Source organism: Mycobacterium sp. 1245852.3, from assembly GCF_001669335.1.
In the GTDB taxonomy this organism is placed as follows: domain Bacteria; phylum Actinomycetota; class Actinomycetes; order Mycobacteriales; family Mycobacteriaceae; genus Mycobacterium; species Mycobacterium europaeum_A.
This window is the reverse complement of sequence record NZ_LZLL01000040.1, coordinates 1-6,685: the sequence shown is the minus strand read 5'-3', so window position 1 is coordinate 6,685 and position 6,685 is coordinate 1. Positions and strand designations below refer to the sequence as shown.

Here is a 6,685-nt window from a genome sequence, read left to right as displayed (position 1 = left end):
CGCAGTCGTCCTCTGGTTGATCGCAGCGCCGGTGATCTACATCAACACCAACAAGAGTCACCCGCACGTCGCCGCCTACAGGATCGCTCCACTGCTCCTCGGGATGGGCCTGATGGTCAGCTACTTCGCCGTCGCTTGGACTGTCGCTCACGCCTGAGCCGCCGGACCGCTAGGGCCCTAGCTGCGCGGGTGTTTAGTGGTGTCGGTAGGGGCGGTCCTGTGTGCCCATCTCGCCGTCGGTAGTTCGTGATGCTCGATGTCGGCGTCCGCTTTCACAGTCGAGTGTCTGCAAATGTCGGCGTTGCCTCCGTGACATGGTGGCCCGTCAGTGCACCGCTTTGCGGCACGGGGTAAAAGCCGAGGACTGCCGATCAGGGACGCGCTTTCCAGTGTTGATCACTTGATCTATCATTTGAGTGTGCGATCAGATCCGAAGAAGGCGGCGACCTTCACCCAGTCGGCGCGACGGGCGCAGATTGTGGCCGCAGCGATCGAGGTGATCGCCGAGGTTGGATGGGCGCAGACCTCGATCCGCAAGATCGCCGATCGAGTTGGGGTGGCGATGAGTGCGGTGCTGTATCACTTCGGCACCAAGGACAACTTGGTCGAGGCGATCATCGAGGAGATGTACCGCGCAGCACTATCGGTCGTCGGACCGGCCGTTGATGCGGAATCAACCGCGGCGAACAAGCTGGCCGCCTACATCCGAAGCAGCGTCGCGTACTTCGACACACACCGTTCGCACCTGACTGCCCTCACGCAGCTCGCTACGAGCTACCAGCCGGCAGACGGTCGCCGTTTCGAGGAGCTGGGACTGACACCTGAACTGACACAGAAGCTGGCGGTCTTGGATCCGACGGGGATCCTGACTGCGGGGCAACTGGATCAGGAATTCGGCGATTTTCCCGTCGCGTCGATGGCCGTTGCCCTGCGCGGTGCGGTCAATGCCGTGGTGGAGAAGATCCTGCGCGAGCCCGGCTTCGATGCTCGTGCTTACGGTGAGGACCTGGTCGCCATCTTCGGTCGCGTCGTGGCGGTGAACCGATGAGCCGAATCGTCATCGTCGCGGTTGGTAGCCGCGGTGATGTCGCTCCTCTCGCTGGGCTGGGTGTGACACTGCGGCAGGTCGGACACGAGGTCGCCATCGCCGCCTACACGCCCTTCGGAGAGATGATTTCCCGCTGCGGCTTGGGGTTTCGCGAACTGCCAGCTGATCTGCAGCTTGCCGCCGATGGCGCCGAGGTATCACCGCTGCAAGGCTTGGCAGCATTCGCCTCACCGAAGGGCATGCGTGCTCTGGGTAACGACATCCTCACCGCCGTCGCCAACGAATCCGCAGACATCCTGTTACTATCGCCGTTCGCCGAAATGGTCGGACACCCGCTCGCCGAAGCGAAAGCTATTCCCTCTCTTGGGGTCCGGCTGCAGCCGTTGTCAGCGACCGGGCAGTACCCGCCGTCGGTGATGGGTGCCTGGTCGGCCGGGGCATTCGGAAATCGGGCCGCCGCCAATGCCGGTGCCTGGCTGCTCGACCGGCTATATGGCGGCGTGGTGGCAGGCTTCCGCCGCCAGCTCGGGCTGCCACCCAGCTCGGCTCGGCGTCTGCGTCAACAACGCACCGCTGCGCACTGGCCTGTCCTGCATGGGTATTCACCGAGGGTGGCGCCCCGCCCCAAGGACTGGCGCCCGGGATTAGAGGTCACTGGATACTGGTGGCCGCCCAGCGCCGGCTCGTGGGAACCGCCCGCCGACCTCGCTGATTTCCTTGCTGCCGGTCCGCCGCCTGTGTTTGTCGGGTTCGGCAGCATGATGACCACCCGGGCGCGGGCCGAGCAGCTCTCCGAGACGATCCGCCGCGCCGCGCAACTGGCCGATGTCCGGGTAATCGTGCAAGCCGGCTGGACCAATCTGCATGTCGCCGATGACCATATGTTGACCATCGGTGACACGCCCCACGACTGGCTATTTCCTCGGGTCGCCGCCGTGGCACACCACTGCGGCGCGGGAACCACCGCGGCAGGTATTCGCGCCGGAGTGCCCACCATCGCGTTGCCCGCCCATGGTGATGGCCCGTTCTGGGCTTGGCGCATCACCGAACTCGGGATCTGCGCGGCCGCCATCAACCAGCGCAAACTCACCTCTGAACGTCTTGCCGAGGCCATGCGCGTCGCCGTCAACGATCCGCACCTGCGGGATAACGCCCACCAAATCAGCGAGCGTATAAGTGCTGAAGATGGTGCTGCACAAGTTGTGTCGTCCGTTAGCTTCCTGGTCGAACAATCCACATAGAGGAGTAGCCAATGGCCGCAGACCCCGAACTCGTCCACGCCATCATCACCGCAGGAGCCCTCGGCGGTGGAGGCGTCATGATGGCCGGCGGCGCGATCGGCGCCGGCATCGGTGACGGCATGGCCGGCGCCCAACTCGTCGCCGGCGTGGCCCGTCAACCCGAGGCCCAACAACGAATGTTCGCGCCCTTCCTCATCACCGTGGGCCTCGTCGAAGCCGTCTTCTTCATCAACCTCGCCTTCATGGCGTTGTTCGTCTTCGCCACACCCGGGAAGTAAACCGTCGTTGGCGAGGATCGCGCCCTTAGCGTGTGGACTTATTCGCCGCGATCCGTAGCGGTATGTCCGGCCGCGAACTGCAGCCGACTCACCACGGTTCTGGGGTGAGCTGGGGTGGGAGCCATTCCATCATCCGGATGGTGACTGGCGCACCTTGTTCATCCAGCCGGCGCGGTAGGTCTCCATCCGGAGGTCTGAATTGCCGCTCCGATGTCGGTCCCTGCTTCTAGGCTGCGGTTATCCGCGGAGTGTCGAGTAGCAGCACCCGCGCGACGTACTAGCCTTCGACTGCACGCTGAGATGGATGGAGGTGCAGGACTCGTGACTTTCTCTGCGGCTGCCACCGTCGTGGCGCTGCTGCGCGACCTGCCGAAGACGATCACGATGGCCCACCTCGGTGAAGCCCTACTCGACAGCGGATCCGCTGATCAGGTGTGGGACGAACACGTCGGCGCGACGCTGCTGGCCGTGCCGGGAACCGAGCCGGACCGCGACGCCGCCGCCCGGGACATCGAGCGATGGGATGCCCGCGGCTGGCGCACTCTCACCGTCCTCGACCGCGAGTACCCCGGCCGGGTGCGCGCCGCACGGCGGCCGCCGGCTCTCCTGATGGCAGAGGGAACGCTGGCCGATGATGACTATTCCGTGGCCATCGTCGGCTCCCGGAAGGCGTCGACCGGCGGGCGCGACTTCGCGGCGGGTGTGGCCCAGGGTCTTGTCGAGCGCGATGTCACCGTTGTGTCGGGCCTCGCTGAGGGGATCGATACCGCGGCGATGACCGCCGCTATCGAGCTGGGAGGTCGGGTCGTCGGTGTCATCGGCACCGGCCTCGACCGCGCGTATCCGGCGCCGAATGCGAGGCTGCAGGCCACCGTCGCCGAACGCGGGTTGGTAATCAGCCAGTTTCTCCCCGGCTTCCCCGGAGCGAAGTGGTCATTCCCCGCTCGCAACAAGACGATGAGCGCATACGTGCAGGTGACCGTCATCGCCGAAGCCAGCGAGCAGTCCGGCACCAAGCACCAGGCGATGGAAGCGGTCGCTCACGGTCGCCGCCTCCTGTTGCACCGCGACGTCGCCCAGAGCACTACGTGGGGTCGCGCGCTAGTCGAGCGACCCGACGTGTTCGTTGCGTCGACCCCGGACGAGGCGATCGAGCAGCTGGAACAGATCGCCGCGGCGGATCAGACGGTGCGATCCCGTCTCGCTCCGGTGCCCGCGGGCACCGCCTGGTGACCGACGGGCAGACAGACGCGGAACTGCGTCACGACATCTCCGTCGCGCTGGGCAAGGTCTCGTACTTCCACAACATCGCCGCTTTCGGTCCCGGGATCTGTCGTATCTGCCGCGGCCCCGCGCCGGACTCCGACGTGTGCCCCCGATGTCAGTCCACCGAGGAGACCTTGGACGGCGCGACCTGCGATCACATGTTCTTTCTCGCGTACGCCGACGGACATAATCCCGGTGGCTGGTCACAGAGCGCGCAGACGATGCGCCTCTACAAGGGCGAGCCTCCCACCGAGCTCTGCGTGGAACACGTGCACGAGCTGACGTTCGTCGTCACCTGGCTCCATGATGACTGCATGCGCACCGCTGACGGCGGATGGGATGCCGCCGCGTTCGTGCCGTCGCGGACGCCGCGTGAAGGCCCGCATCCGGTCACAGGGATCGCACGCAACGTGTCGCGGCTCGCGGCGGACGATCCCGCTTCGGGAGGCCCGCATGAGATCAAGCGCGTGCGCCTCGAACCCGGTCCGGTGAACGTTTCGCGCGTCGCCAACGCCGCTCGCTTCGCGGTACCGGACAAATGGCGACCCAGGGTCGAGGGGAAGAGGGTTTTGCTCGTCGATGACACCTGGGCGACGGGTACATCGATCCAGTCGGCCGCAGCGGCACTGAAGGCCGCCGGGGCCGTCAGCGTCACCGGGCTGTGCGTCGCGAGGTGGCTGGGATGGGACTGGGAGTCGCACGTTCCGCTGCTCGAACGGGTCACCGCTGCGGCGTACGACCCGTTCGCATGCTTCGCGGGCACGCACCAGTGTCGGCTCCGGCACACATGAGACGTGAGCTGCTATGGGTGCGGGGCAAACGCCGCCCGCGCCCCTGACCTACGACTGTCGTTCAGCCGTTTCCAACCAGCATCTGCACCCGGCCACGTAGGTCGAACTGATCACCCTCGATGCCCTCGACGTGCCCAGTGATCCATACGCCGCGCCGCAGTGCCGGCGAACCCGTTGTTGTCCAGAACCTCGAGTACCGCGCCAGCCGCGAACATCTTGCTCACCGTCGCCCCCGGAGCCAGCGGTATCGGCATCGTCACCAGGTCTCCAGTACGTCACGGAACATCAAAATTTGACGAGCTCGCCTACCCGGAGCTCCGGTCCCGGAGTGAGCGGAACTAATGGCTGAACCTGTAAACGAGCGGCCCTCGCGCCGGTAATAAGTGAGGGCGGACCAACCCGGCGAGCCCACCAAGAGGAGGAATCATGTCGCAGCTGGATTGGATGCCGGTCAGCGAGTCCTACGACGAAGCAGACGGGGCGCTGATGCCCGGCCTGATGGTCAAGCATGGCGCGATTGCCCGGATCGGTGACGGCGAGGTCTTCATGGAGGTGTGGCCGTCGGAGTTGCCCGAGCACATCGACGACGCCCTCACGCTCACGCTGACCGTGGACGGTGACGTTCATGAGGAGATCGGCCGTTACCCGTCGTTCGAGGCCGCCCGGGACGCCGCGCAGCAGTATGTCGACGGTCGTGATGGCGGGCTTCCCGGCGCTCGCTGAGCCGCCCCACGTCTCTCCGCGCGGTGACAGGCGCTGTAGGAACTGACGTTCCTAAACTCGCCGGTCGTCTTCCGCTTCGTTCGGCAGCTCATCGAGAGCCCAGTGCACGCCGGCGAGGAAGGCCTTCAGGCGATCGTCGTAGGCGTTGCGAGCTCGGTCGTTGTCGGGAAGCGGATCGAGAGGGTCCAGGTCGAGTGCTTCGCGGACGTACGCATGAGCCTTGGCTTGAGCCGCGTGGCTGTGGTCGAGGTAGCTCACCGTGATTCCTCCTTAAGTTGGGAGCCAGACGCTACGCGACCTGGCGACCCACATCCACGGCACGGATAGCCACGCGCCCGGCGCCTGGCGTGTCGGCCCCGGCCCGCACCGCGGGCTACCCGGCAGGCGCTGAACGTGAGGATCAACAGAGGGAGCCACGGCTTCAGCGACGGACAGCCACCCGTTCTCGCGACGGAAAAGGGTTCTAGTTGCAACTGGTGCTCGCTTTCGGCGTGTCAACGACTTCGGTGAGCTTCATACCGATCTTCATCGGTGGGTGGTCAGTTGTGTGGCTTTGTGAGGGTTGGGGGCGTGTGTTGGTCGGGCCCGAGTGGTCGGCGGGGGTTGGCGTATCGGTTGCGTTTTTTGCCGGCGGGGTTGGGTCGTGGTGATGGGTTGGTGTTGGTGTCGAGGGTGGGGGCGTAGGGCTTGCTGGTGTGGATGGATTCGCCGGGGCCGGCAGGGGCGGGTGATGGCGTTGCGGGAGGTTGTTGGGGTTGTTCGGTGGTGTCGGTGGTCGCCGGTAGGGTTTGTGCTGTTCGGCATGCCAGTGGGGCGGGCCTGGGGTTCTCGTAGAGGGGAGTGATGAGGATGGCTGAGGTGTCCAAGGCGGCTGGGGTGACGGCTTGGACGGGGTCGTGGCGGTTGCCGACCGATAAGCGTGATCACCAGCGTGCGGTGCGCCGGCGGCGCCGTCAGGACCGGCGTGCGGTGGCCTTGTTGCGCAGGGTGTATGAGCGTCATATCCCCCTTCCGACCCGGGGCGCAGCACCGAAAAATAGATCGCTCGGAAAGTGTTGTAAAGCAGCGTGATTCGGAAAGAACGTGTAGTATGGCGGTATGACGTTGAACAGCAAGGCAATCCGCGTAAACGGTGGCGCCAACCGCGAAAGCGGTTGCAGCGCAATGCCGAACAGCACAATAGGGCACAACGTCACCACCACGGCACCGCGTCAGCGGTGCGGATACCGAAACACCAACCGCGACAATGCGATCCAAGACAACCGCGTAAGCGGTTGGCGCACAGGGTAACTCGTCGGGCGGGCTTGCCCGCCCGGGCATGGGAGCCGGGCGCAGCCC

The 6,685-nt window shown here is 65.5% G+C and carries 7 protein-coding genes; 6 read left to right on the top strand and 1 reads right to left on the bottom strand.

Annotated features, from left to right (window positions below):
* Positions 1-400: 400 nt before the first annotated feature.
* The 6 genes from A9W96_RS01585 (at position 401) to A9W96_RS01560 (ending at position 5,347) form a co-directional block, all read left to right on the top strand.
* On the top strand, positions 401-1,048 hold the full coding sequence (locus A9W96_RS01585; protein ID WP_067137583.1) for a TetR/AcrR family transcriptional regulator: 648 nt from the start codon (positions 401-403) through the stop codon (positions 1,046-1,048).
* Positions 1,045-2,289: a glycosyltransferase gene (locus tag A9W96_RS01580; RefSeq protein ID WP_067137581.1), complete on the top strand. Its 1,245-nt coding sequence runs from the start codon at positions 1,045-1,047 to the stop codon at positions 2,287-2,289. The genes A9W96_RS01585 and A9W96_RS01580 overlap by 4 nt, the downstream gene beginning before the upstream one ends.
* A gap of 11 nt (positions 2,290-2,300) precedes the next feature.
* A complete protein-coding gene (locus A9W96_RS01575; protein ID WP_067137579.1) occupies positions 2,301-2,567 on the top strand; it encodes a F0F1 ATP synthase subunit C in 267 nt (88 codons plus the stop codon).
* Between the two features lie 321 nt (positions 2,568-2,888).
* Positions 2,889-3,800 (top strand): DNA-processing protein DprA, encoded by a 912-nt coding sequence (locus A9W96_RS01570; RefSeq protein WP_067137577.1) that lies wholly within the window; start codon positions 2,889-2,891, stop codon positions 3,798-3,800.
* The gene (locus tag A9W96_RS01565) at positions 3,797-4,624 is read left to right on the top strand and encodes a phosphoribosyltransferase (protein WP_067137574.1); all 828 of its coding nucleotides are present in this window, start codon (positions 3,797-3,799) and stop codon (positions 4,622-4,624) included. The genes A9W96_RS01570 and A9W96_RS01565 overlap by 4 nt, the downstream gene beginning before the upstream one ends.
* A 426-nt stretch (positions 4,625-5,050) precedes the next feature.
* On the top strand, positions 5,051-5,347 hold the full coding sequence (locus A9W96_RS01560; protein WP_067137571.1) for a hypothetical protein: 297 nt from the start codon (positions 5,051-5,053) through the stop codon (positions 5,345-5,347).
* 51 nt (positions 5,348-5,398) lie between these two features.
* Here the strand turns inward: A9W96_RS01560 and A9W96_RS01555 are convergent, their stop codons facing one another.
* Entirely contained in the window at positions 5,399-5,605 is a 207-nt protein-coding gene (locus A9W96_RS01555) for a hypothetical protein (RefSeq protein WP_067137569.1), read from the bottom strand.
* Positions 5,606-6,685 lie beyond the last annotated feature (1,080 nt).